Source organism: Microbacterium sp. SWDP-B6 (genome assembly GCF_059803615.1).
Genome location: NZ_JAPFGV010000006.1, coordinates 17,693 through 42,344 on the forward strand (window position 1 = coordinate 17,693; position 24,652 = coordinate 42,344).

Sequence of the window (24,652 nt, forward strand, 5' to 3'; positions counted from 1 at the left end):
CTTCGTCGTCGGGCGATCAGGGCGACGTGACCGCGGCCGGATGCCGGCGGATCGTGGCGCTCACCAGCGCGGCGACGGCGCAGAGGCCGGCGGCGGCGAACCAGGCGACGGTGTACTGGCCCGTGTGGTCGCGCACCATGCCCGCGAGGAACGAGGCGATGCCGGCGCCGATCTGGTGCGAGGCGAACACCCAGCCGAACACGAGGGGACCCCGATCGCCGAAGACCTCACGGCACAGTGCGATGGTCGGCGGAACCGTCGCCACCCAGTCGAGGCCGTAGATCACGATGAACACGACGATGCTCGGCTGCACGTCGGCCGACAGCAGGCTCGGCAGGAACAGCAGGCTCACGCCGCGCAGCGCGTAGTACGCGGCCAACAGAATGCGAGGGTTCACCCGGTCGGTCAGCCAGCCCGAGAACACCGTGCCGGCGATGTCGAAGATCCCGACCACGGCGAGCAGCCCGGCTGCGGTCGTCGTCGGCATCCCGTGGTCGTGCGCGCTGGGGATGAAGTGGGTGCCGATCAGGCCGTTGGTCGTGGCGCCGCAGATCGCGAATCCGATCGCGAGCGCCCAGAACGTCTTGGTGCGCGCAGCGTCGCGGAGTGTGGTGATCGCGAGTCGAGCGGCTCCCCACGCGCTGCCCTTCGGTCGGGCGGTCACGGTGACGGGTCCGCTGTCGCCGTAGCGGTTGACGCCGAGATCGCTCGGACGGTTGCGCACGAAGATCCAGACCAGGGGGACGACCGCGAGCGCACCCCCGGCGATGATCAGCGATGCCCCTCGCCAGCCGATGTCCTCGGCCGCCGCGGCGATCACCGGCAGGAAGATCAGCTGCCCGGTGGCGCTTCCGGCCGTGAGCACGCCCGACACCAGGCCGCGCCTGGTCGCGAACCAGGTATCGGTGATCGTGGCCGCGAACACCAGCGCCATCGACCCGGTGCCGAGTCCGATGAGCACGCCCCACGTCAGGATGAGCTGCGCCGGGGTGGCGACGAAGACGCTCAGCGCAGCACCCGCTCCGATCACGAACAGAGCGGTCACGGTGACGGCGCGGATGCCGAAGCGCTGCATGAGGGCGGCGGCGAACGGCGCTGTGAGGCCGAACAGCAGCAGGTTGACCGTGACGGCGAGAGAGAGCTCGGCCGTGGTCCAGCCGAACTCGTCCTGCAGAGGCAGCATCAGCACCCCTGGTGCAGCACGGAACCCGGCGGCTCCGATCAGTGCGATCAGCGCGACGAGTGCGACGATCCATGCGGGATGGATGCGGCGCTGCGGCATCGCTGGCGGCGTGGGTGTCGGAAGGTCGGTCGGCTCCTCGACCGATTCGGCGGTCATGCGGCGGTGCCTGATGCGAGCGCGAACGGCTCGCCGCCCATGCTGCGACGCGACCACCGGGTGGTGTCTGCGTCGAGCGGGGCGGCGCAGGTCGTGCACCAGTCTGCGGATGCCGCGAGCTCGCCGCAGCGCCCGCAGCTGACGGTCAGCCCCCAGGGGCCGTCGGGATCGGTGACGCGCGTGAATCTCGCGTAGGCGTGGAGGATCGGGAGGGTCTCTCGGCCGACCTCCGTCAGGAGATACCCCCGTTCGTCGTCGCGCCGCACGAGGCCCGCCTCGGTCATCGAGGCGAGGCGCCGGGCGAGCACGGAGTCGGCGGCTCCCGTGGCATCGCGCAGCTCATCGAAGCGGGTGCGACCCGAGAACAGCTCGCGCAGGATCAGAAGCACCCACGGGTCGGCGAGCACATCGGCGGAGCGGGCGATCGGACACGTGGCTGTCGACCAGTCGGAGCGGAGCGGCATCCAGTCACTTTCTTGAAGAAAGTTGTTGGTGTCAAGAGTCCGCGTCCGGAAAGGCGGAGTACCTGCGCGAGTCGGCAGGAAAACGACGAAGGGGCGAGCTACTCCGCGACGCGGGCCGCGATGTCGGTGCGGAAGTGCGAACCCTCGAGAGAGATGCGGCCGATGGCCTCGTATGCCCGGTCGCGCGCGGTGCGGAAGTCCGATGCCACAGCGACGACGTTCAGCACGCGCCCACCGGTGGCGATCAGCGAGCCGCCGGGCGCATCGGGGCTCGCGGTCGCAGCGTGCACGAGACGGACGCCCTCGACGGCCGCGGCGTCGGCCAGGCCCTCGATCGGGCGACCGGTCTGCGGAGCCTCGGGGTAGCCCTCGCTGGCCAGGACGACGGTGATGGCGACATCGTCGCTGAAGACCGGCTCGGGCTGGTCTTCGAGAGTGCCGGATGCCGCGGCGAACAGCAGCTCCGACAGCGGCGTCACGAGACGAGGCAGCACGATCTGGGTCTCGGGGTCGCCGAAGCGGGCGTTGAACTCGATCACGCGCACACCGGCGGGAGTCAGGATGAGCCCGGCGTAGAGCAGGCCTATGAACGGGGTGCCCTCCTCGTCGAGCTGACGGATCACGGGCAGGGCGACATCTCGCGTGACCTCTTCGACGAAGGCCTGCTCGCTGCCGAACTGGTCGGCCAGCCACGGCAGCGGCGAGTATGCGCCCATGCCCCCGGTGTTGGGACCTGCGTCGCCGTCGAGCGCACGCTTGAAGTCCTGCGCGGGGCTGAGCGCCCGCACGGTGTCGCCGTCGCTCAGGAAGAACAGCGAGACCTCGGGGCCCGAGAGGAACTCCTCGATGAGCACGGGGCCCGAGGGCAGATAGTGCTCGGCGTGCGCGAGCGCCTCGGCGCGGTCGGACGTCACGATGACGCCCTTGCCTGCCGCCAGTCCATCGGCCTTCACCACATGGGGGGCTCCGAGGTCGTCGAACGCGGCCTCGACCTGGGCGGTCGTGGTGGCGCGCACCGCTCGTCCGGTGGGCACGCCGGCCGCATCCATGATCCGCTTGGCGAACGACTTGGATCCCTCGAGCTGCGCCGCAGCCTTGCCGGGGCCGAACACCGGAATGCCGTGCGCGCGCAGCACATCGGCGACACCGGCGACCAGCGGGGCCTCCGGGCCGACCACCACGAGGTCGACGGCGTGCTCGTTGGCGAAGGAGGTCACCGCGGCGCCGTCGAGCATGTCGAGGGTGACGGGCGTCGCGTCCTGCGCGATCCCGGCGTTGCCGGGGGCGACGAAGATCTCGTGCTCCGCGGTCTCTGCTCGCAGGGCGAGGATGATCGCGTGCTCACGGGCACCGGAACCGAGGACGAGAATCTTCACCCGTCCAGACTACCGAGGCGGACGCGCGCGTTTCGGCGGGTTGCGGCTCAGAGCTCGACCGGGCGCTCCGCCGACCGGTCCCACGGCATGGTCCAGCCTGCGGCGTCGAACAGCGCATCGAGCACCATCGCCGTGAAACCCCACACGATCGTGCCGTCGACGTCGAACGCCGGCCCCTTCCAGGTGCGACCCATGCGGTGAATGGTCGATGTGAACCGGGTCTTGGGGTCGAGCAGCTGTGCCACGGGCACACGGAACACGTCGACCGTCTCGGCGTGATCCACGGCCGCGACGCGCGATGGCGAACGCCACCAGCCGAGCACGGGGGTGACCATGTGGTTGCTCGCGGCGAGCGGGATCTCGGCAAGAGTGGCGAGGATCTCGACGCCGGCCGGGTCGAGACCGGTCTCCTCTTCGGCCTCGCGCAGGGCGGTGGCGACGGCATCCGCATCCGCATCCTCGGCCCGGCCGCCGGGGAACGACACCTGGCCGGGGTGCGACGACAGCGTGGCCGCTCGGCGCTGCAGCAGCACGTCGAGGTCGGCGGCCATGGTCGTGGCGTCGGTCTGAGCCGGGGTGCTGTCGAGCTTGCCGAACAGCACGAGCACGGACGCCGGATGCGCGCTGCCGTCGACCGGTGGCACAGGCCCCGTCCAGCCCTCACTGCGCTTCGCCGCGGCGAGCAGCTCGGCTCTCGCGCCGTGCAGGGTGTCGGGATTCTGGCTCATCGCCTCGAGCCTATGCCTGCGAAGAGCCTCCAGGGCAGTGCTGCGCTCGGCGTACCCTGTTCCCATGCCCTCCAGGAAGATCGACATCATCGATGGCCGCGCGGCGCTCGATGAGGTCAGGAGAGCGGATGCCGCGGGCGAGAAGCCGCAGCGCACCCCGCTCGCCACTGCCGTGCGCTATCTGCTGCAGCTGCTCGACGAGAAGGCTCCGGGCAACAGCGTCGAGGTGCGAGTGCCGCCGTTCGGCGCCGTGCAGGTGATCCAGGGCCCTCGGCATACGCGCGGAACCCCTCCGAACGTCGTCGAGATGGACCCGGCGACCTGGATCGCCGTCGCCACGGGCACGGAGCACTGGGCGGATGCCGCGGGCTCGGGCCGGGTGAGCGCATCGGGCACCCGCGCGGACCTCTCGGACGTCCTGCCGCTGCGTCCCTGACCGCAGCACTCGCAGCACCCTGAGCGCCCGCAGGACCCTCAGGTCGAGGGCCCCACCAGAGCGACGTCGAGATGCTCGGAAGACGGGGGAGCGACCCACAGGCAACGGTGGGAGAATGGATGCATGTCCTCCCACGATTCCTCCCAGACGGTCGAGGCGACCGTCCGCCGCGTGCCGCGCTTCGGCGTGTTCATGGGCATCGGCGTCGTGCTCGGCATCATCGCCGCCGGCATCCTGACGATGATGGGCAGTTACGAACCCTCCGACGCGGTCGGCGTCGTCTACCCGCCAGGGCAGGTGTTCGGGTTCCTTCTGCTGTGGACGGTGCCGATCGGCTTCGCCCTCGCGAGCATCGTCGCGCTGATCCTCGAGCGGCTCGCCCGCCGCCATGATCACGTCGTCACGGTCGAGCACGAGACGATCATCGAGAACGACTGACCCGGTCGGTGCGCAGCAGGCCGCGTCAGGCCAGCTCTGCGATGATCGGCCGGATCGCCGCGTCGAACGACACCACGTCGCGGCGCAGCCCGTCGGTCACCGCGACCGTGAGAGCGCCGATCCACCAGATCCCCCGCTGCGAGAACGGCAGCACCTGCACGTTGAGTTCGAACGAATGCGCTCGGCGCCCGATCTCGCGCTCGAACTCGGCGATCGCGCTCGCATAGGCACGGTACGCCTCGCCGCCGATGTTGCCGTTGCCCGACCGGCTCGCCATCGAGCTGCGGATCGACGCGACGTAGCGGTCGTGCGCGACGCGGGCGAAGTGCATCGCCGACTCCGCGTGCGGCGCGATCGCGTCGGCGAGCTGCTCGGCACCGGTCGCAGGCAGGGCCACGAGCGTGTCGAAGCCGTCGACGAGCTCGAGCGGCACGCCGGAGGGGTGCGCCCGAGGTTCGACCGTCATGTCCCAGAAGTCGCGCCACTGCTTCTCGAGCTCGGGCGTCACCTCGACGGCATCCGGCGCTCTGACGGGCAGATCGCGCAGGCTCGGCAGGTCTTCGGGGGCCCGGATGCCGAGGGATTGACGCAGCGCGAGCGCGACGAGCACTGGAACGCTCGCATCCTCGCGGATCAACCACTGCGGCTTGTCGGCCATGGCCCCATCGTAGGAGATCGCGGGCGGGGAGAGGAGGGCCCCGCGGGCGGTAGGCTGGAGGTGTGGCTGCCTCCCCCACCAATCCCTATTCCGAAGCCGGCGTCGATACCGCTGCAGGCGATCTCGCCGTCGAGCTGATGAAGTCTTCCGTGCGCGCTACGCACGGCCCTGAAGTGCTCGGCGGTGTCGGCGGCTTCGCCGGACTGTTCGACGCGAGTGCGCTGCGCGACTTCCGTCGCCCGCTGCTCGCGACCAGCACAGACGGCGTCGGCACGAAGGTCGCCATCGCGCAGGCCATCGACAAGCACGACACGATCGGCCAGGACCTCGTCGGCATGGTGGTCGACGACATCGTCGTGGTGGGCGCGAAGCCGCTCTTCATGACCGACTACATCGCCTGCGGCAAGGTCTTCCCGCAGCGCATCGCCGACATCGTGCGCGGCATCGCCGAGGCGTGCACCGCCACCGGCACCGCGCTCATCGGCGGCGAGACCGCAGAGCACCCCGGGCTCCTCGGCCCGCGCGACTACGACGTGGCAGGCGCCGCGACCGGAGTCGTCGAGGCCGACGGCATCCTGGGGGCCGACCGCGTGCAGGACGGCGACGTCGTGCTCGCCGTCGAGTCCAGCGGACTGCACTCCAACGGCTACTCGCTCGTGCGCCACATCGTCACGAACGCCGGAATCGGCTACGGCGACAACGCCGCCGACTTCGGCAAGACCTGGGGTGAGGCTCTTCTCGAGCCGACGCGCCTCTACACGCTTCCGCTGCTTCGTCTGATCGAGCAGCTCGGCGGCGCGACGGGCGCGGGCGGAGTGCACTCGCTCAGCCACGTCACCGGCGGCGGCATCGCGGCCAACCTCGCCCGTGTGCTCCCGCAGGGCAGCTGGGCCGAGGTCGACCGCAGCACGTGGTCGCCGAGCCCGGTCTTCCGCGTGCTCAGCGACATCGCAGGGTCGACGCTGGAATCCGCCGAGGGCACCTGGAACCTCGGCATCGGATTCCTTGCGATCGTCGCGGCCGACAAGAAGGATGCCGCCATCGCGGCGCTCGCGGCAGACGGCATGCCCGCGTGGCAGGTCGGAACCGTGGGCTTCGGCGCGCGTCCGGCAGGAGAGTTCGAACAGGGCGCCAAGGGCGTCGACGGTGGAGCAGTGCGCCTGGTCGGCGCCTATGCGGACGGAGCGAAGTAAGAGCCCATGTGCGGCATCGTCGGAATGGTGGGCTCTGCCCCGGTCAATCAGGACATCTACGACGCACTCCTGCTGCTGCAGCACCGCGGCCAGGATGCGACGGGAATCGCGACAGCTGAGGCGAACGGCGTCATGCACAACGCCAAGGCGCAGGGCATGGTCCGCGAGGCGTTCCGCACCCGCGACATGCGCGGGCTCCTCGGGAACGTCGGGCTCGGTCACGTGCGCTATGCGACCAAGGGCACGGCGTCGAACGAAGAGGAGATGCAGCCGTTCTACGTGAACGCGCCGTACGGCATCATCCTCATCCACAACGGCAACCTGACGAACACGCGCGAGCTCACGGCCGACATGGCCCAGCGCGACCGCCGTCACCTCAACTCCTCGAGTGACACCGAGCTGCTGCTCAACGTGCTCGCCGGCGAACTGCAGAACACGACGTCGACGGTCGACCTCGACGCCGAGCGGGTGTTCGAGGCCGTCGAGCGCACGCATGAGCGCATCGAGGGCGCCTATGCCGTCATCGCCGTGATCGCGGGCTACGGCCTGCTCGCGTTCCGCGACCCGTTCGGCATCCGCCCCCTCATCCTCGGTCGTCGCCCCTCGACCGTCCCTGGCGCGGAAGGCCGCGACGAATGGGTCGTCGCGAGCGAGTCGCTCGTGCTCGAGAACGCCGACTACGAGGTGGTCCGCGAGGTCGAGCCCGGCGAGGCGATCTTCATCACCAACGAGGGCGAACTGCACAGCAGGCAGTGCGCCAAGGATCCCGTGCTCGCGCCGTGCGCGTTCGAGTACGTCTACCTCGCTCGTCCCGACTCGGTCATGAACGGCGTCTCCGTCTACGAGTCGCGTCTGCGCATGGGCGACAAGCTCGCCGACACGATCGCCAAGCACGTGCCGATGGACAAGATCGACGTCGTCATGCCGATCCCCGACTCGTCTCGCCCCGCGGCCATGGAGGTCGCCCGCAAGCTGGGCATCGAATACCGCGAGGGCTTCTACAAGAACCGCTATGTCGGCCGCACCTTCATCATGCCCGGCCAGGCCGTGCGCAAGAAGAGCGTGCGTCAGAAGCTGAACGCGATGTCGACCGAGTTCCAGGGCAAGAACGTGCTGCTGATCGACGATTCGATCGTGCGGGGCACGACGTCGAAGCAGATCATCCAGATGGCCCGGGATGCCGGTGCCACCTCGGTGACGTTCGCGTCTGCCGCGCCGCCCGTGCGATACCCGCACGTCTACGGCATCAACATGCCGTCGCGCCATGAGCTCATCGCCCACGGACGGACGATCCCCGAGATCGCCACCGAGCTGGGCTGCGACCACCTGGTCTACCAGGAGGTGGAAGACCTCAAGGCTGCGATCACCGAGGGCTCCGTGCTGAACGATCTCGACATGAGCTGCTTCGACGGCCGGTACGTCACCGGCACGGTCTCCGACGAGTACCTCGCGTGGGTGGAGGGGTCGCAGACCTCGTGACCTCGGGTGCGCAGCCGCTCTGGCGTGGTCGCGCCCTCGCGCTGATCGGCATCGTGCTGGTCGCCTTCTCGTTGCGCTCGGCAGTGGCATCCCTGTCACCGGTGCTCGACCACGTCGCCGAGGACTTCGCGGTCTCGTCGGTCGTCGTGGGTCTGATCGGTGCCGCGCCGCCCGTGTGCTTCGCCGTCTTCGGTCTGCTCACTCCGCTGTTCGAGCGCCGGTTCGGGCTCGAGCGCGTGGCCGTGGTCGCGATCGCGCTGATCGCGACCGGGCTGCTGCTGCGCAGCCTCGCCGTCGACTCGACGTCGCTGCTCGCCGCGACGACCGTGGTGTTCGCGGGTGTCGGCTCGGGCAACGTGCTGCTGCCGCCTCTGGTCAAGAAGTACTTCCCCGATCGACTCGGTCTGATGATGACCGTGTACTCGACCACCATGGCCGTGTCGACGTTCGTGCCGCCGCTCGTCGCGGTGCCGCTCGCCGACTCGGCGGGGTGGCGGGTCTCGCTCGGCCTGTGGGGCGTGTTCGCCGCGATCGCTCTGGTGCCGTGGGTGGCGATGCTGGTCACGAGCCGAGCGGATGCCGTCGCCGCCGCGCAGACACGCGTCGATCCCGCCTCGACCGAGGTCGAGCGCGACGGGTACGACGCGGCATCCGTGGCGACCGGCCCGATCGCGACGACGCCTGCGAACCCCCGGGTCTTCGGCCGGCTGTGGCGGTTGCCGATGGCATGGTCCATCGCGCTGGTGTTCGCGGCGTCGTCGACGCTGGCCTACGTCTCCTTCGCCTGGCTGCCCTCGATCATGATCGACGTGGGTGGGGTGACGCCGGCGAATGCGGGGCTGCTGCTCTCACTGTTCGGTCTGATGGGTCTGCCGTGCTCCCTGCTCGTGCCCATCCTCATCGTCCGGTTCCAGGCCACGCGACCCGTGTTCGTCATCTCGATCGCCTGTGGCCTCATCGGACTCCTCGGATTCATCTTCCTCCCGACGGTGGCGCTGCCGATCTGGGTCGTGTTCTTCGGCCTCGCGCCAGGGCTGTTCCCGCTCGCTCTCGTGCTGCTCAGCATCCGCGCGCGCACGCCGGAGAGCGCCGTGGCGCTCAGCGGGTTCGTGCAGAGCATCGGATACGCGGTCGCCGCGGTGTTCCCGCTGTTGATCGGTCTGCTGCACGACATGACCGACAGCTGGCAGATCCCGCTCTGGCTTCTCGTCGGCGTTCTGATCGCGGTGATCCCCGCCGGGTGGATCGCGGGTCGTCGTCGCACCATCGAAGAGGACTGGGAGCGCCGGCACGGTCGCTGGTGACTCGCGGCGAGGTCACGGCACCGGTGCGACCTCAGCGCGCCCTCAGTGCGCCCGCACCTCGTCGCCGACGCTGATGGTGCCGCCGGCCCACTCGGCGGATCCGTCGGCCGCGGCACGCGGCGGAAGCAGCAGCCTGCCGAGCGTCGGCTCATCCTGTCCGAGGTCGTTCGTGAGGGTCTTGAGCACCTTCGCGTCACGGGCTCCGGTGTCGGGATTGGCGTGTGTCGCCAGGCACCGAACGATCGGGCCCGCTGTGCGGAACGACACCCGACCGATGCTCAGCTCACCCGTCCAGTCGAGCTCGGACCACGGGGCGACGTCATCGACGACGACGTTCGAGCGGAATCGCCGGTCATCGATGTCGAAGCCGAGGGCGTCGCTGAGCGCGTCGACGCTGCCGCGACTGTGCACCGAGACGTATCCGCGAGCGCGGTCCTGGAACCTCGACGTCACACCGTCGCCCACCAGCACGAGCGGCAGTCGTCCTGGGCGTCGGATGCGCCGGCCCTCCGCGCTTGCGAGCACGAACTCGGTCACGGCATCCGCGAGCTCCACACGGCCGGCGTCATCGAGTCCCGCCTCGACGAGCACTGCTCCGGCGTGCTCGATCCGCACGCGCTGCCGAGCATCGTCGTAGTCGGTGCGCAGTGCCGCGAGCCCGGGGAAGTCCTGCAGCGAGAGGCCCTTCGCCTTCGGCCAGTGGTCGAGGCCGTCGTGGTGCTCCGGGGCCGTCGCCTCGGCGAAGCGGAACGCCAGCACGCGATCGCCCGCGATCCGGCCGTCGGCTTGCACGGTCAGCGAATCGACGGATTCGGGAGTGAAGCCCTTGATCGGGTGATGGAAGAGCGAGACGACACGAGCCATGAGGAGATCCTCTCAGGCTGTTAGGGGTCCGTCCGTCACCGACAGGACATCGGCAGCGACGGGTTCCGGCATTCCGGGCACGACGAAACCCCCGTGCATCGCACGGGGGAGTCGACGACGATCGAATCGGCGGTCAGGCCTTTTCGAGTTCGTCCTCGTCTTCGTCTGCATACTCGTCGGCCCACTTGTCGACATATGCGTCTTCAGCGTCGCTCGGGTGCGCGAGTTCGCGCTCGAGCGCCGAGTAGTTCACCGACGGACTGAACGACTTCAGTTCGCGGGCGATCTTGGTGTGTTTCGCCTTTTGACGGCCACGGCCCATGCCTGAGACCCCCTCACGAGTTAAGCTGCGGGCAACCATCTGCCCGAGTCATTCACGACACCGGCTGAGGGCCGGTAAGAGTAGCATTCAGAATAGCACGCGGCCAGACCGCACTGGCCCGTTGGCAGCTGGTGAAGGGAGCGATCCTCATGACCGACAACACCTCGACGCCCACCGACGAGGCCGCACAGAACGCGACACTGCAGAAGGCCGTGATCGTCGGGATGCAGCCGGGGCAGCCCACGCGGGTGATCGAAGAAGCAGCGCGGTTCGCGCGGCTCCTCCGGGTGCCTCTCGTGGTGGCCCACGTCGACGTCACCCGCTTCGTCACCTACGAAGATCCCGATGGCTATGTGCACTCGGCGCCCATCGACATCAACATCGACGCCGGAGCAGCCGAGTTCGAGGCCGTGCAGGCCGAAGCCACTGCGGCGCTCGACGGCACAGGCCTGACGTGGACGGCCCGCCAGCTCGTCGGCGACCCTGCCCTCGCCATCAAGCAGCTCGCCACCAAGCTCGACGCCCAGCTGATCGTCGTCGGCACACGCAAACGTGGCATCGGCGAGTCGATCCGCGAGTTCTTCACGGGATCCGTCGCCGCCCGCCTCGCGCATCGCCAGCACAGGCCCGTGCTCGTCGTGCCCCTGCAGGACCCGGTTCCCGACACTCAGCCCGAGATCTGGACCGAGTAGGTCTCGTTCGACTCCTTCCGGTTCGGATGGCTGGTCGATCGCCAGCCCACCGCACGACAGAAGCCCCTCTCGTCGAGTGACGGGAGGGGCTTCGGACGTGCGACGGGGTGAGGTCAGCGCCCGAGCGATGCCAGAGCGGTCGTGATCCCTCGGGCCGCGGCATCCAGCCCGTCCTCCAGCTGCGTGACGACGGATGCCGGCAGGGTGCCGCCCTTCGCCACGTGAGTGCGAAGGTCGGTGCGCACGCGCGCGCGGAAGGCGTTGATGACGGCATCCGCTCGGTGCAGCTCCTCGCGAGTGACGGTGCGCTCGTCGTCGCCCGCGGTGCGCGGGCGGGACTTGGATGCGGCGCGGTCGTCTTTCTCAGCCGTGGCCAGGTCTGCGCGAAGGCTCTTCATGGCCTCCTTGACGCTCTGACGCACCTCGTTGGCGATCAGTCGCACCGAGTCGGTGAGACCCGCCTCGATGCCGGCGAGGTCGCCCTCGCGGGACGCGAGCTCGGCGCGTCCGGCATCCGTGATCGCGTAGATCGTGGTGCGGCCGTCGACGGTCTTGCTGACCAGACCCTCCTCCTCGAGCTTCGCGAGCCGCGGATAGATGGTGCCGGCGCTGGGCGTGTAGGTGCCTCCCGTGCGATCGGTGAGAGCCTGGATGATGCCGTAGCCATGCTGGGGCGCCTCGGCGAGCAGCGAGAGCAGGTAGAGCCTGAGATCGCCGTGGGAGAACACTGCGGGACTCATGCTTCCTCCCATTCGGGGTCGTTCTCGATCGAGCTGGGCGTGCGGCGAAGGACCGTGACGCCGCCCGAGACGGAGTTCGCGCGCAGGTCGACGAAACGTCCGGCCAGCTCACCGGTCGAGCCGGTGTAGTTGTTGATCCCGGAGGAGCCACGCTCGACGCCGTCGATCAGCAGTCGTCCGCTCAGCGAGCGCACGACGTAGTTCGCGGCGAGTGACTCGTCGAGGCGCACGGTGGTGCCGCCGGAGACCGAGTTGACGTTGATGGCGTTCACGTCGCCGGCGGCGTCGACCAGCGTCGACCCCGAGACGATGTCGACAGTGGCGCGGCGGATGGTGCCGGTGACGGCGACATCTCCTGAGACGCTGTTCGCGTTGATCGAGCCGGTGAGGCCGCGCACCTGCACGTCGCCGGACACCGAGTTGACCGTGAGGTCGCCGATGAGGGTGTCGACGATGAGGTCACCCGAGACGGTGTTGAGGCGGGCGTCGTTACGGATGCCCGAGACGAGAGCTCCGGCGCTGACGACGCCGAGGTTCAGGGCGATCGAGCGGGGCACGGCGACGCTGACCTCGGCCTTGGGGCCGCCCGAGCCGAAGTTGCGGAACACCTCGAGGAAGTTGTCCCAGCCGAGCTGCGGGTGGTCGATCTCGACCTCGCCGTCGTTCGCCTCGATGCGGAGGTCTTTGGTGGTGACACCGTGCACCTCGATGCGGATGCCGGGGTCGTCGTGTGCGATGACGTCGACCTGACCGCCGACCAGACCGATCTTCAGCCGGGTGACGTTCTCGATGTCGATGACGCGTTCTTCGCCGGGGGCGATGAGCCACTTCTCGGTCATGTCTGCTTCTCCTGGTTCGAGGGAACACGATATATCGTGTGCGGCAAGAGTAACACGATATATCTCGATCTTGTCAAAGGTGTTCGGTGACGGGCCGTCTGCAGGATCCGGGCACGTTGGCAGGACGGTTCGGGGGAGATGGTCCTGCAGACGTGCGTCGGTCCTGCAAACGGCACGGGTGTGGTGCGGAAACGGCGACCTCAGACGAGGGGCGGAGTGTGCCAGATGCGGTCGATGTAGTCGCGGATCGACCGGTCGGACGAGAAGAACCCCGTGCGGGCGACGTTGAGGATCGCGGAGCGGGTCCAGGAATCCTGGTCGGCGTATGCGGCATCCACCCGATCCTGCGCGGTGATGTACGACGCGTAGTCGGCGAGCACCATGAAGCGGTCCTCGTAGAGCAGGTTCGAGACGACGGGTTCGAACACCGAGCGGTCGCCGCGAGAGAAGGCGCCGGAGGCGATCAGGTCGATCGCCCGACGCAGGCCGTCATCGGCCTGGTAGAACTCCTGCGGCCGATAGCCGCGAGTGCTCAGCGCCTCGACCTCGGGCTCGCTCATGCCGAAGAGATAGAAGTTGTCGTCGCCGACGAGCTCGCGGATCTCGACGTTGGCCCCGTCATCCGTGCCGATGGTGAGCGCGCCGTTCAGCGCGAACTTCATGTTGCCGGTGCCAGACGCCTCCTTGCCGGCGAGCGAGATCTGCTCCGACAGGTCGGCGGCGGGGATCACGCGTTCGGCCAGAGTCACGTTGTAGTTCGGCGGGAAGACGACCTTCAGTCTGCCCTCGAGTCGTGGGTCGGTGTTCACCACCTCGCCCACGGCGTTGATCAGGTGGATGATGCGCTTCGCCATCGCGTATCCGGGCGCCGCCTTCGCGCCGAAGATCGCCGTTCGCGGCACGACGTCAGACACGGCGATGCGCCCCGAGATCACGCCCTCGTACGTGGTGACGATGTGCAGCACCTTCAGCAGCTGGCGCTTGTACTCGTGCAGACGCTTGACCATGACGTCGAGCATGTGGCCGTCGCTGATCTCGACGCCGTCCCGTTCGCGCAGCACCTCGCTCAGGCGGCGCTTGTTCGCGGCCTTCACCGCGGCGAAGGCGGTGCGGAATTCGGCATCCTCGGCGAACGGCTCGAGCTCATGCAGCCGTTCGAGGTCGGTGGTCCAGCCGTCGCCGATCGCGGCGGTGACGAGCGAAGAGAGTTCCGGGTTGGCGAGGCGCAGGAAGCGCCGAGGCGTCACCCCGTTCGTGACGTTCGTGAACTTGCCGGGGAAGAACGCGTCGAAGTCGCTGAGCACCTTCTCGCGAAGCAGCTGCGAGTGCAGCTCGGCGACGCCGTTGACCTTCGCGCCGGCGACGGTCGCGAGGTACGCCATGCGCACCGAGCGCTCCGGATGCTCGGCGATGATCGACATGTTGCGCACGAGCATCTCGTCGTCGCCGAAGCGCTCGCGCACCGCCACGAGGAACTCGTCGTTGATGCGGTAAATGATCTCGAGGTGGCGGGGCAGCAGTCGGCCCAGCAGTTCGACCGGCCAGACTTCGAGCGCCTCGGGAAGCAGAGTGTGGCACGTGTAGGCGAAGCACTGCTGAGTGATCGCCCACGCGGCATCCCACTCGAGATGCTTCTCGTCGATGAGCATGCGCATGAACTCGGGCACCGCGATCACCGGGTGGGTGTCGTTGAGCTGGAAGATCACGCGCTCGGGGAGGTTCGCCAGGTCGAAGCCGTCGGCGAGCATGTTGTCGAGGAAGTCGTGGATGGATGCCGCGACGAAGAAGTACTGCTGCTGCAGGCGCAGCTCCTTGCCCTGCGGGGTGGAGTCTTCGGGGTAGAGCACCTTCGATATGTTCTCGGCGAACGTCTGCGCTCGCACGGCCTCTTCGTAGTCGCCCGAGTTGAAGATGCGCAGGTCGAAGGCGCTCGTGGCGACCGCGCTCCACAGCCGGAGGGTGTTGACGCGGCCGTTCCGGAATCCGGGGACCATGTAGTTGTAGGGCACGGCCTGCACGTTCCACGCGGGGACCCACCGGCTGCGCGTGACGCCGTCGTCGTCGTATTTCTCGGTGTGGCCGCCGAACGCGATCGTCTGCGCGTCTTCGGGTCGCGCGAACTCCCACGGGGAGCCGAGCGCAAGCCAGGCGTCGGGCTGCTCGACCTGCTGACCGTCGACGAACGTCTGACGGAAGATCCCGTACTCGTAGCGGATGCCGTAGCCGATGCTCGGCACAGCCATCGTGGCGAGCGAGTCGATGAAGCAGGCGGCGAGGCGCCCGAGTCCGCCGTTGCCGAGACCCGGCTCGACCTCGTGCGCGCGCAGCTCGTCGAGCGAGACGCCGCACGACGCCAGGGCTTCGCCGGCGACCTCGGTGAGGTCGGCCGCGAGCAGGTTGTTTTCGAGCTGACGGCCCAGCAGGTACTCGGCCGAGAGGTAGCAGACGCCCTTCGCCTGCACCTCCTTCTGGTGCCGCACGTCTTCAAGCCAGCGTGCCATCAGGTACTCGCGCACGGTGTGGGCGAGCGCGAGATAGCGGTCATTCGCGCTCGATGCCGACAGCGCGACGCCGCGGTCGAAGTTGAGGTTGTGCAGGAAGCGCTCGACGAACTCATCCGCAGTGCTCGGCGGAGCGATCACGGGAGCGAGGGCGAGCGGATGCAGAGGGGAGTGTGATTCGGGCACGAGACGACCGTAGCGAGCGACGAGCCGATTCGTGTGACGCGCGGATGAAGAATATCGGTTGGGCAGCAAGCTTGACCTTGACGCAACGTCAACTTCTACCGTGGAGTTATCGAAGAACGGATCCACGGAAGGAGGACTCGATGACCGGTCGTGATTGGTCGATCCAGGAGATCGCCCGACTCGCAGGCACCACCAGCAGAACGCTGCGTCACTACGACGACGTGGGTCTGCTGCGACCCTCGCGCATCGCGCACAACGGCTATCGCCACTACGACGAGGCCGCGCTCGTGCGCCTGCAGCGCATCCTGCTGCTGCGTGAGCTCGGACTCGGTCTGCCGCAGATCGCGGAGGTGCTGAACCCGGTGAATGCGCGGCAGAGCGAGGAGTCCGCTCTCGAGACACACCTCGCGCTGCTGCGCGAGGAGCAGAACCGGCTGGCGCGGCAGATCGCGTCGGTCGAGAACACCATCAACGCACTGAAAGGAGGTGAAGAACTCATGGCAGAGAACATGTTCGACGGCTTCGACTACACCCAGTACAAAGAGGAGGTCGAAGAGCGCTGGGGTCGCAAGGCCTACGCCGACAGCGACCGCTGGTGGCGCGGGATGACCGATGCCGAGCGCGCCGACTGGCAGCAGCGTGTCTCCGACCTCGGTCGCGACTGGATCGCCGCCGCAGAGAGCGGCATCGACCCGGCATCCGCCGAGGCCCAGGATGTCGCTCGTCGCCACGTCGATTGGCTCACCGGCATCCCGGGAACCCCCGCCGCCGTTCCCGGCGGTGACGTGAAGGGATACGTGATCGGGCTCGGAGAGATGTACGTCGCCGACCCGCGCTTCGGCGCGAACTACGCGACGTCGGCCGGTGGCGCGCAGGGAGCGGAGTTCGTCCGCGACGCCCTCCGCATCTACGCGGACGGCAACCTGTGACCCATCCCGGTCGTTGAGCGACGACGACGGAGTCGACGGAGACGAAATGTAGTGGGCCGGTCTCGTTTCGGTGGGGCGTTTCGTCTCGCTCGGCTTCGCCGTGCTCGCTCAACGACCGGGGCGCGACGAGACGCCCCGCTTTGCACAGATCGAGACACCAGGGCAAGGCCGAGAGCGGATGCCGGGGGTGGGCGTAGGGTCGGGTCATGGGCCACCGCCGCACACGCACCGACGCCGCGCCGCTCTTCGCCGCGGCGGCCGTCGCCTACACCGCGAACGTCGCCCTCGGGACGGCGGTCGCCGCCAAGGTCATCGACACGAGCAACTTCCGCTGGCTGCACCATGCGATCTACGTCGCCACCTGCGCCACCGCTGCCGCTGCGTTCTCGGCGATCATCTGGGGCCGGCCGAAGCATGCGAGCCGCCGCGCCGCCCTGGCGCTCGCGCCCGCCGCCGCTCCGCTCGCCGCCATCCCCTACCTGGGCACGCACAGCCGACGGCATCCGCTCGTCGCGCTCGCCGCGGGCCCCTTCATCGTCGCGGGCCTCATCTGCTCGCGCCTCGCCACCGACCGGAAGTGAACGCATGGAACTGCTCGACGCCATCCGCCGCCGCAAGACCACGAACGGGCCGTTCCTGCCCGACCCGGTGTCGGAGGAGCATCAGCGCATCCTGCTCGAGGCGGCCGGTCGTGCCCCTTCGCAGCTGAACAGCCAGCCGTGGCGGTTCGTGGTCATCGAGAACCGCGACACCATCGATCAGATCGCGCGCATCTCAGGCGAGAGCATGACCGAGGCCATGTCGAACGGGACGTTCTTCGAGCGCTACAAGCCGTACTTCCGGTTCAGCCAGGCCGAGATGGAGGAGAAGCGCAGCGGGATGCTGTTCGACAAGCTCCCTGCAGCCCTCCGCCCGTTCACGAGCCAGGTGTTCACCAAGCGCGGCCAGAAGCTGATGAACACGTTCGGGGTGCCCAAGACCCTGGGCGAGGAGAACCACAAGCTGGTCGGCGGCTCGCCGCTGCTGCTCGGTGTGATGCTCGATCGCAGCGAGTACCGACCGGGCCAGCTCTCATCGTTCTACTCGGTCTTCAGCATGGGCGCGGCGATGGAGAACGTCTGGCTCACCACGGTCGAGCTCGGCATGGGCATCCAGTTCATCTCCTTCCCGATGGAGGTGCCTGGTCGCTGGGACGAGATCGTGAAGCTGCTGCGCGTGCCAGATGACCTCGAGCTCATGGCCGTCTACCGCCTCGGCTATCTGCCACCCGAGCAGCGCCGCCCGGCGATCGACTGGTCGAGCCACCAGCGCAAGCTCGCGTCGCAGTACGTGTTCCGCGAGAACTGCGACCAGCCCCAGCAGGGCTGGGACGCGCCGCCGCCGGGTGCGGGCGCCCCGCCGACGAGCTGAGCGTCAGCCCCCGCTCTTGCGGGGGAGGACCTTCAGATCCTGCAGCGCCGGGCCCTCGATGCGGGTGCCGTCGGCGGCGAACCGAGAGGCGTGCAGCGGGCAGTCCCAGGTGCACTCGGCATCGTTCCAGTCGAGCACTCCGCCGAGGTGCGGGCAGACGGCCGAGACCGCGCGGGTGACTCCGTCGACCGTCGAGATTCCGACCGGGCGTCCGCTGCGGTTGGCGACCACACCCTCGCCCTCCGCCGGCTTCGGAACCGGCACGGGGTTGCGCTCGGCCTCGACCCATCCGCTCGTCGCGGCGGCCGCGACCTTCGCTCCTTCTGCGGCTCCTCGGGCGAGATCGGCCGGTACCGTCAGCCTCGTGCCGAGCTTGACCATCCACGACGGCCGATCGTGCCAGTTGGCGCCGAGGATCTCTGCGGTCAGACGCAGAGCAGCGGCCGGCGCGTTCGACAGCCCCCATTTGGCGTAGCCGGTCGCGAAGCGGATGCTGCCGAATCCTCGTGGCATCGCCCCCACGAACGGGATCTGGTTGTGCGACTCGTAGTCCTGCGCCGACCAGCGGTGGGTCTCTTCGGCGTCGGGGAAGTACTGCCTCGTCCACTCGACGAGATCGTCGACCGCGGCGGCCTCGCTGTCGGAGCGCCCGACCGGATGCCCGTTGCCGCCGACGATGAGCTGCGCCGTGCCGCCGGGGCCGTCGGCGGGCGAGACCGGACGGATCGACCGGCTGGGGGAGTCGAGCGAGATGAAGGTCGACTCCGGCACGTCGCCTGCGACGCGGAACGAGACGCAGTAGGACCGGAAGGCGCGCATCTTCGCGAAGTACAGCCCGCGGTCGAGGATCGGATAGCCCGTCGCGATCACGATGTGCTCCGCGAACATGGGCCCGACCGGGGTCTCGACGCGCGGCTCGGGAAGGACGTGGGTGGCGGTGACCCGGGTTCCCATGTGCAACGTGCCGCCGGTCGCGAGCAACTCCTCGGCGAGCGCCTGCGTCACGAGCGCAGGGTCGATGGTCACCTGGTCGTCGAGTGCGACGGCGCTGACGACGGGGAAGGCCGCCTCCGAGAGCTCCTCCCGAGTGAGCATCCTGGTCGCGAGGCCCGCTTCGCGCGCCGCCTCGTGCACCTCGCGCACCGAGTCGACGCCGTTCGGATCCTGCGCGTAGGAGTGGTCGGCTCGCCGCTCGTACGAGACGCCTGAGTGGTCGGCGAAGCCGACCAGCCAGTCCATGCCCTCGCGGTTGCCTTCGACGTACGCCTGCACGAGGGAAGCGGAGTGGTGCCTGCGGATCTCGGCGAGCCGCTTGCCCTGCAGCAGGGTGAGCTTGCCGGTGTTGCCGCCGGTCGCCAGCTCGGCGACCTCCCCCGCCTCGATCACCGCCACGTCGAGCCCCGCGCGCGTGAGCATGACTGCGGTGGTGAGGCCGGTGAGGCCCGCACCGACGATGATCACGTCGTGCCGTGCGCCGGGATCGAACGGTGTGCCGATGGGCGGGGTCCGGTCGAGCTTCCACAGTGGCTTCATGGCGTCAGTCTTCGCCCAGACGCCGCGCAACCACACCCGGTTGACAATCAGCGGATGCGTTGCATCGGCGCGGCTAGAGTTGTCGCGTGACTCTCCGCAGCCTCCTACTGGTCTTCGTGGGAGGCAGCATAGGCACGGCGGCGCGGCTCGCGGTCGCGCTCTGGATTCCGGATGCCGGAGGCTTCCCGGTCGCCACCCTTGCGGTCAACGTGCTCGGGGCACTGCTGATCGGCATCCTCGCCGCTCGGCTGCCGCAGACCACGGGCCTGCGGGTGTTCCTCGGCACCGGTGTGCTCGGCGGCTTCACGACCTACAGCGCGTTCATGACCGGTGCGGTGGAACTCTGGGCGGATGCTCCGCTGCTCGCCTTCGTCTACGCCGCGGCCAGTCTCGTTCTCGGCCTTGCCGCGGCCGCGGCGGGGCTGCGTCTCGGCCGACCTCGTCCGTCCGCCCGCCTCGACGGAGCAGCAGCCGCATGAGCCCGCTGCTGTTCATCGGAGCCGCACTCGCCGGAGGCGTGGGAGCAGCGCTGCGCCATCTCGTCGACCTCGGTGTCGCGAGGGTCGCGGGTCGGCGCTTCCCGTGGGGCATACTCCTCGTGAACCTCAGCGGGTCGTTCGCATTGGGCGTCATCACCGCGGCGCTTCCTGACGGCGCCTTCCTCCTCGGAGCCGGTCTGCTCGGGGGATACACCACCTTCAGCACGGCGATGCTCGACACGGTCGCGCTGTGGCGCGACGGCGAGCGAACGGCATCCGCGTTCAATGCCGTGGGGATGCTGCTGCTCGGTCTGCTCGCGGCAGGGCTGGGGATCGCGCTCGGCTCGATGCTCTGACGACGACGCGGGTCTGCCCGCCTCGCGCTGAGATCGATGCTTGACCCGATCGTCCGCACCGGGCTAGTCTCCTTGCTAATCGTTTAACTGCTAATCGTTTAACACAAGAATCCGACGCAGTGACGATCCCCTGCACCCGTCGAAGGAGACACCGATGCCCCGCACTTCCCCCCGCGCCCTCGGCGCCCTCGCCGCCTCCGCGGCAGCCGTCCTCGCGCTCAGCGCCTGCTCGTCGTCGGCCGGGGGCGCGAGCTCGTCCGGCGGCGATGTCACCCTCAGCTACGCCATCTGGGACGAGAACCAGAAGCCCGCCATGGAGGACATCGCCGCGGCGTTCGAGAAGGAGAACCCGAACGTCACGATCGACATCCAGGTGACGCCCTACAAGGAGTACTTCACCAAGCTCCAGACCGCGGCCACCGGCGGATCCGCGGCCGACGTGTTCTGGATGAACGGCCCGAACTTCCAGCTCTACGCCTCGAACGGCCAGCTCGCGCCGCTGGACGATGCGGGGGTGGATGCCGCCGACTACCCGCAGGGCCTCATCGACCTCTACACCTTCGACGGAAAGCTCTACGGCGCTCCCAAGGACTTCGACACCGTCGCCCTCTGGTACAACAAGGAGCTCTTCGACGCGGCCGGCGTCGAGTACCCGAGCGCAGGCTGGACCTGGGATGACTTCACCGCCGCGGCCGCCGCGCTGACCGACCCTGCCGCGGGGCAGTTCGGTGTCGCAGCCAGCCAGTACGGGCAGGAGAACTTCTACAACTCGATCGCCCAGGCAGGTGGCGAGGTCATCTCGGCAGACGGAACCGAGAGCGGCTACGGCTCGCCCGAGGCGCTCGCCGGCATCGAGCTGTGGACCGACCTCATCGAGGCCGGTTCCTCGCCGACAGCGCAGCAGATGACCGACACCAACCCCGAGGACTTCTTCCTCTCGGGCAAGGTCGCCATGTTCCAGAACGGTTCGTGGGCCGCCATCGCCTACGGAGGCAACGCCGACATCGCCGACAAGGTCGACGTGGCGCCGCTGCCCGAGGGCCCCGAGGGCAACCAGAGCGTGATCCACGGCGTGGGCAACGTCGCCAACGCGAAGAGCCCGCACGTCGCAGAGGCCAAGGCGTTCGCGGCCTTCGCCAGCGGCGAAGAGGCCGCCGAGATCCAGGCGGAGACCGGCACGGTGATCCCCGCATTCAACGGCACCCAGCAGGGGTGGGTCGACGCACTGCCGCAGTACGACCTGCAGGTCTACATCGACGCGCTCGATTCCGCGGTGCCCTACCCGGTCTCGAAGAACACGTCCGCGTGGACCAGCATCGAGAGCGAGGTGCTCTCGCAGGTGTGGTCGGGCGCCGTCGCCCCCGCAGAGGGCCTGAAGGACCTGGCCGAGCAGATGCAGACCGCGCTGGACGCCGAGCAGGAGTAACCGGACATGACCGTCGTCGCGTCACCCGCGCGCGCCCAGGCAGAGCGGATGCCGGAGGCCTCGAGCCCCGGCATCCGCCGCCGGCGACGCAATCCCGGTGCCTCCCCGTGGTGGGCTCTCGTCTTCCTCGGGCCGACCGCACTCGGCATCGCCGTCTTCTACCTGTGGCCGACGGTGCGCACGCTCATCATCTCCTTCACGAAGTCCGGCCCCTTCGGCGGCTCCGAATGGGTGGGGATGGAGAACTACGCCCGCCTGCTCCAAGACCCCGAGCTGATCGGCGCCCTGCGCAACACCGCGCTCTACACGGTGATCGCCCTCATCGGCATCCCGCTCGCCGTGGGCATCGCCGCGCTGCTGAACACCGCGGGGCTCAAGGGGCGCAGCGCCTACCGCACGCTCTACTTCATCCCGGTCGTGACGATGCCCGCCGCGATCGCGCTGGTGTGGCGCATGATCTACAACGGCGACTACGGCGTGCTCAACGCAGCCCTCGGCTCGGTCGGCATCGAGGGCCGCAGCTGGCTCACCGACCCGAACACCGCCCTCGTCGCCATCGCGGTCGTCGGCATCTGGGCGGGTCTCGGCACCAACATCGTCATCTTCCTCGCCGGCCTCCAGGGCATTCCCGACACGATCATGGAGGCGGCCGACCTCGACGGCGCGGGTCCGGTGCGCAAGTTCTTCTCCATCACCATCCCGCTGCTGTCGCCGTCGATCTTCTTCGTCAGTGTCATCAGCGTGATCGGCGCTCTGCAGGTGTTCGACCTCATCTACATGATGCTCGGCCGCAGCAACCCGGCCATGCCCAACACCCGCACGGTCGTCTACCTGTTCTACGAAGCGGGGTTCCTCGACAACGACCGGGGGTACGCCGCCGCCATCGCCTTCCTGCTGCTCGTGATCATCCTCGTGCTCACGGTCGTGCAGTTCCGTCTGCAGAAGAAGTGGGTGCACTATGAGTGACGTCTCGCTCGACACGCGTGCCATCGTCGGCGCTCCGACCGGTCGCTCGGCCGCCCGTCCCGGAAAGCCTCGCAACAGGGGGCTCTGGATCGTCCACGTCGTGCTCCTCGTCGGCGCGATCCTCATGGTCTTCCCGTTCATCTGGCAGCTGCTGACCTCGTTCAAGACGCTGTCCGACTCGGTGCAGGTGCCGCCGAGCCTGCTGCCGCGCGAGTGGGTGTTCACGAACTTCGGCGAGGTCTTCGAGTCGATGCCCTTCGCGCAGATGTTCGCCAACTCGGTGCTGCTCACTGTGGGGCGCACGGTCGGGCAGGTCGTGCTGTGCACGATGGCCGGCTATGCCTTCGCCCGCATCCCTTTCCCCGGCCGCAACGCCCTGTTCGTGGTCTTCCTGTCGGTGCTGATGGTCCCCTCGCAGCTGTACCTGCTGCCGCAGTACGAGATCATCCAGGCGCTCGGGTGGCTGAACACCCTGCAGGCGCTGATCGTGCCCGGCATCTTCAGTGCATTCGGCACGTTCCTGATGCGCCAGTTCTTCATGTCGATGCCCGCCGAACTCGAGGAGGCGGCCCGCATCGACGGAGCGAATCCGTGGCAGACCTTCTGGCGGATCATGGTTCCGCTCGCGAAGCCTGGCATCATCGCTCTCGTGGTGTTCACTGTGCTGTGGTCCTGGAACGATCTGCTCTGGCCGTTGATCGTGACGACCGACCCCGCCAAGATGCCGCTGTCGGTCGGGCTCTCGCAGCTCGTCGGCATCCACGGCACCGACTACCCGGTGCTGATGGCAGGAGCGCTGCTCGCGACCCTGCCGATGCTGGTCACTTTCATGATCCTGCAGCGGCAGTTCATCCAGGGCATCGCCTTCAGCGGATCGAAGGGCTGACCCATGGCAGAGCGCAGGCAGCAGTCGGCGACCGCACGGCGGCCGACCCTGAAGATGGTCGCAGAGCGCGCAGGCGTCTCGACGGCCACGGTGTCGTACGTGTTCTCGGGGCGCTCGGGCGCGGCATCGGGGGCGGGCGTCGCCGAGGCCACCGCGGCCAGGGTGCTCGCTGCGGCCGACGAGCTCAACTACCGACCGAACATCGCCGCGCGGACGATCCGCACCGGGCGCAGCGGCATGGTGCAGCTCTCGCTGCACATGCTGAGCGACCCGTGGTCGCTCGCGGTGGCCGACGCCGTGAACGCCGAGGCGAACAGGCACGGTCTCACGACGCTCATCCTCGCCGACGGCGACTGGCATGCGGCCCTGGACAGGGTCGAGAGCGACGTCGCCTATCTCGACGGCGTCGGGATCGACGAGGATGCCGAGCGCAAGCTCGCCGACCTCGTGCAGCGCGGGCAGCGGCTCGTCGTGTTCTCGGAGCACCTCGAACCCGCGGGCTTCGACGTCGTGCGGTCGGATGCGATCCCGGGGTGCGAGCTCGCGATGGAGCACCTGCTCGAGCGGCACACGGCGATCGGGTGTCTCGCCGCCGAGGGTGCAGTGCGCCTCGCGCCGACGCAGGTCACCAGATACACGCCGTACCTCGAGAAGATGGCCGGTGCCGGCCTCGAGGTCGATCCGGACTGGACCGTCACATACACCGAGGGGCAGGCCAGCGCGTTCGCGGCGGCCGTACAGCTGCTGTCGAAGGACGACCGGCCTTCTGCGATCTACGCGACCACCGACTTCGCGGCCATCGCGGCGATCAACGCGGCGCATATGCTCGGGCTCCGTGTGCCGCACGACGTCGCGGTGATCGGCGTCGGCAACACCCCTGACGCGCAGCTCGTCGCTCCCACGCTGACCACGGTCGGCCCGACCGAGTTCTACGACAGGCAGGCGCGCATCATCATCGACCGCGCGCTCGCCGCAGACGATTCTCCCGGGCAGCTGCACGAGTTCGCCTGGTCGCTGTTTCCCGGGGCGTCGACCGACCTCGACGCCCCCTCCGCTCACTCGCGCTGACGCCGCCGTCTGCGCGCACATCTCGACTCCCAGAAGGACC

At 68.6% G+C, this 24,652-nt stretch carries 26 protein-coding genes; 15 read left to right on the forward strand and 11 right to left on the reverse strand.

Translation table 11 applies throughout. The features are described from left to right. Window positions 1–16: 16 nt before the first annotated feature. The 4 genes from OPU70_RS09730 to OPU70_RS09745 all read right to left on the reverse strand — a co-directional run bounded on the left by OPU70_RS09730 (window position 17) and on the right by OPU70_RS09745 (window position 3,907). The gene (locus tag OPU70_RS09730) at window positions 17–1,339 is read right to left on the reverse strand and encodes an MFS transporter (protein ID WP_079112147.1); all 1,323 of its coding nucleotides are present in this window, start codon (window positions 1,337–1,339) and stop codon (window positions 17–19) included. Next, window positions 1,336–1,803 (reverse strand): winged helix-turn-helix transcriptional regulator, encoded by a 468-nt coding sequence (locus tag OPU70_RS09735; protein ID WP_042538011.1) that lies wholly within the window; start codon window positions 1,801–1,803, stop codon window positions 1,336–1,338. Before OPU70_RS09735 ends, OPU70_RS09730 begins: the two co-directional genes overlap by 4 nt. A 98-nt stretch (window positions 1,804–1,901) precedes the next feature. After that, the gene (gene purD, locus OPU70_RS09740; protein WP_455904141.1) at window positions 1,902–3,179 is read right to left on the reverse strand and encodes a phosphoribosylamine--glycine ligase; all 1,278 of its coding nucleotides are present in this window, start codon (window positions 3,177–3,179) and stop codon (window positions 1,902–1,904) included. A gap of 47 nt (window positions 3,180–3,226) precedes the next feature. Then, window positions 3,227–3,907, reverse strand: a complete 681-nt coding sequence (locus OPU70_RS09745) for an NUDIX hydrolase (RefSeq protein ID WP_079112150.1) — start codon at window positions 3,905–3,907, stop codon at window positions 3,227–3,229. Between the two features lie 64 nt (window positions 3,908–3,971). On the opposite strand from OPU70_RS09745, the gene OPU70_RS09750 reads away from it, so the two are divergent. After that, window positions 3,972–4,343, forward strand: a complete 372-nt coding sequence (locus tag OPU70_RS09750; RefSeq protein WP_042538320.1) for a sterol carrier family protein — start codon at window positions 3,972–3,974, stop codon at window positions 4,341–4,343. A 123-nt stretch (window positions 4,344–4,466) separates the two neighbouring features. Beyond that, window positions 4,467–4,781, forward strand: a complete 315-nt coding sequence (locus OPU70_RS09755; protein WP_042538004.1) for a hypothetical protein — start codon at window positions 4,467–4,469, stop codon at window positions 4,779–4,781. A gap of 25 nt (window positions 4,782–4,806) precedes the next feature. Here OPU70_RS09755 and OPU70_RS09760 read toward each other — a convergent pair whose 3' ends face one another. Beyond that, on the reverse strand, window positions 4,807–5,439 hold the full coding sequence (locus OPU70_RS09760; protein WP_042538002.1) for a hypothetical protein: 633 nt from the start codon (window positions 5,437–5,439) through the stop codon (window positions 4,807–4,809). 62 nt (window positions 5,440–5,501) lie between these two features. On the opposite strand from OPU70_RS09760, the gene purM reads away from it, so the two are divergent. Genes purM through OPU70_RS09775 form a run of 3 tightly spaced genes read left to right on the forward strand, consistent with a single transcriptional unit; the run spans window position 5,502 to window position 9,415 of the window. Further along, a complete protein-coding gene (purM, locus tag OPU70_RS09765; protein WP_042538000.1) occupies window positions 5,502–6,632 on the forward strand; it encodes a phosphoribosylformylglycinamidine cyclo-ligase in 1,131 nt (376 codons plus the stop codon). A gap of 6 nt (window positions 6,633–6,638) precedes the next feature. Beyond that, window positions 6,639–8,111: an amidophosphoribosyltransferase gene (gene purF, locus OPU70_RS09770; RefSeq protein ID WP_042537998.1), complete on the forward strand. Its 1,473-nt coding sequence runs from the start codon at window positions 6,639–6,641 to the stop codon at window positions 8,109–8,111. Next, window positions 8,084–9,415: an MFS transporter gene (locus OPU70_RS09775; protein ID WP_228385640.1), complete on the forward strand. Its 1,332-nt coding sequence runs from the start codon at window positions 8,084–8,086 to the stop codon at window positions 9,413–9,415. The genes purF and OPU70_RS09775 overlap by 28 nt, the downstream gene beginning before the upstream one ends. 42 nt (window positions 9,416–9,457) lie before the next feature. Here OPU70_RS09775 and OPU70_RS09780 read toward each other — a convergent pair whose 3' ends face one another. After that, the gene (locus tag OPU70_RS09780; RefSeq protein WP_498557643.1) at window positions 9,458–10,279 is read right to left on the reverse strand and encodes an MOSC domain-containing protein; all 822 of its coding nucleotides are present in this window, start codon (window positions 10,277–10,279) and stop codon (window positions 9,458–9,460) included. 133 nt (window positions 10,280–10,412) lie between these two features. Continuing rightward, complete coding sequence (locus OPU70_RS09785) at window positions 10,413–10,601, reverse strand: DUF3073 domain-containing protein (RefSeq protein ID WP_042537993.1); 189 nt, start codon at window positions 10,599–10,601, stop codon at window positions 10,413–10,415. 149 nt (window positions 10,602–10,750) lie between these two features. Here OPU70_RS09785 and OPU70_RS09790 point away from each other — a divergent pair, with 149 nt between their 5' ends. Next, the gene (locus OPU70_RS09790) at window positions 10,751–11,293 is read left to right on the forward strand and encodes a universal stress protein (protein ID WP_056375471.1); all 543 of its coding nucleotides are present in this window, start codon (window positions 10,751–10,753) and stop codon (window positions 11,291–11,293) included. Between the two features lie 113 nt (window positions 11,294–11,406). Here the strand turns inward: OPU70_RS09790 and OPU70_RS09795 are convergent, their stop codons facing one another. From OPU70_RS09795 to OPU70_RS09805, 3 genes are all read right to left on the reverse strand, one after another. Next, entirely contained in the window at window positions 11,407–12,033 is a 627-nt protein-coding gene (locus OPU70_RS09795) for a PadR family transcriptional regulator (protein ID WP_042537989.1), read from the reverse strand. Further along, window positions 12,030–12,872, reverse strand: a complete 843-nt coding sequence (locus OPU70_RS09800) for a DUF4097 family beta strand repeat-containing protein (protein ID WP_498557644.1) — start codon at window positions 12,870–12,872, stop codon at window positions 12,030–12,032. Before OPU70_RS09800 ends, OPU70_RS09795 begins: the two co-directional genes overlap by 4 nt. Before the next feature lie 200 nt (window positions 12,873–13,072). Continuing rightward, entirely contained in the window at window positions 13,073–15,559 is a 2,487-nt protein-coding gene (locus tag OPU70_RS09805; RefSeq protein WP_498557645.1) for a glycogen/starch/alpha-glucan phosphorylase, read from the reverse strand. A 140-nt stretch (window positions 15,560–15,699) separates the two neighbouring features. Between OPU70_RS09805 and OPU70_RS09810 the strand changes: the two genes are divergently transcribed. The 3 genes from OPU70_RS09810 (at window position 15,700) to OPU70_RS09820 (ending at window position 17,898) form a co-directional block, all read left to right on the forward strand. Beyond that, on the forward strand, window positions 15,700–16,488 hold the full coding sequence (locus OPU70_RS09810; RefSeq protein ID WP_498557646.1) for a MerR family transcriptional regulator: 789 nt from the start codon (window positions 15,700–15,702) through the stop codon (window positions 16,486–16,488). A gap of 206 nt (window positions 16,489–16,694) precedes the next feature. Then, the gene (locus OPU70_RS09815; protein WP_498557647.1) at window positions 16,695–17,069 is read left to right on the forward strand and encodes a hypothetical protein; all 375 of its coding nucleotides are present in this window, start codon (window positions 16,695–16,697) and stop codon (window positions 17,067–17,069) included. Between the two features lie 4 nt (window positions 17,070–17,073). Then, complete coding sequence (locus tag OPU70_RS09820; RefSeq protein WP_498557648.1) at window positions 17,074–17,898, forward strand: nitroreductase family protein; 825 nt, start codon at window positions 17,074–17,076, stop codon at window positions 17,896–17,898. A 3-nt stretch (window positions 17,899–17,901) separates the two neighbouring features. Here the strand turns inward: OPU70_RS09820 and OPU70_RS09825 are convergent, their stop codons facing one another. Further along, entirely contained in the window at window positions 17,902–19,431 is a 1,530-nt protein-coding gene (locus tag OPU70_RS09825; RefSeq protein ID WP_475433610.1) for an FAD-dependent oxidoreductase, read from the reverse strand. An 86-nt stretch (window positions 19,432–19,517) separates the two neighbouring features. Between OPU70_RS09825 and OPU70_RS09830 the strand changes: the two genes are divergently transcribed. The 6 genes from OPU70_RS09830 to OPU70_RS09855 all read left to right on the forward strand — a co-directional run bounded on the left by OPU70_RS09830 (window position 19,518) and on the right by OPU70_RS09855 (window position 24,612). After that, complete coding sequence (locus OPU70_RS09830; protein ID WP_498557649.1) at window positions 19,518–19,910, forward strand: fluoride efflux transporter FluC; 393 nt, start codon at window positions 19,518–19,520, stop codon at window positions 19,908–19,910. Beyond that, on the forward strand, window positions 19,907–20,266 hold the full coding sequence (locus OPU70_RS09835; RefSeq protein ID WP_079112158.1) for a fluoride efflux transporter FluC: 360 nt from the start codon (window positions 19,907–19,909) through the stop codon (window positions 20,264–20,266). Before OPU70_RS09830 ends, OPU70_RS09835 begins: the two co-directional genes overlap by 4 nt. 154 nt (window positions 20,267–20,420) lie before the next feature. After that, window positions 20,421–21,692: an ABC transporter substrate-binding protein gene (locus OPU70_RS09840; RefSeq protein ID WP_475433615.1), complete on the forward strand. Its 1,272-nt coding sequence runs from the start codon at window positions 20,421–20,423 to the stop codon at window positions 21,690–21,692. Between the two features lie 6 nt (window positions 21,693–21,698). After that, the gene (locus OPU70_RS09845; RefSeq protein WP_475433617.1) at window positions 21,699–22,658 is read left to right on the forward strand and encodes a carbohydrate ABC transporter permease; all 960 of its coding nucleotides are present in this window, start codon (window positions 21,699–21,701) and stop codon (window positions 22,656–22,658) included. Further along, entirely contained in the window at window positions 22,651–23,544 is an 894-nt protein-coding gene (locus tag OPU70_RS09850) for a carbohydrate ABC transporter permease (RefSeq protein WP_197065957.1), read from the forward strand. The genes OPU70_RS09845 and OPU70_RS09850 overlap by 8 nt, the downstream gene beginning before the upstream one ends. A 3-nt stretch (window positions 23,545–23,547) precedes the next feature. Then, on the forward strand, window positions 23,548–24,612 hold the full coding sequence (locus OPU70_RS09855; RefSeq protein WP_498557650.1) for a LacI family DNA-binding transcriptional regulator: 1,065 nt from the start codon (window positions 23,548–23,550) through the stop codon (window positions 24,610–24,612). Window positions 24,613–24,652 lie beyond the last annotated feature (40 nt).